At 55.4% G+C, this 276-nt stretch carries 1 pseudogene; it reads right to left on the reverse strand.

Annotation, left to right across the window (positions count from 1 at the left end):
- Positions 1-276, reverse strand: a pseudogene (locus A3730_RS31465) (sensor histidine kinase); the annotation flags it as partial.

Below are 276 nucleotides of genomic sequence, written 5' to 3' on the forward strand. Positions count from 1 at the left end.
TGCAACAACTGCAACAGCTTTGCGCCCAGATCATCATGCATATCCCGGCGTATCCGCAGTCGTTCCTCTTTGGCTCCTTTGGCATGGGCAATCCTGGCTTGGGTGACCAGCTGATGCAGAGACAATACAAGGCCGGCAATATGGATGTCCTGTCGATTGAAGATGCGGCCACCCTGTTGGGCGTGCTGCAGCTTCCAGGTGCGTTGCTCCAGGGGAGCTGGAACGATCAGGGTTTGCCCTTTGTCAGGGATGCTGATGTGTGCATTGACTGTAGCA

The sequence above is a fragment of the Alcanivorax sp. HI0044 genome (assembly GCF_001634945.1).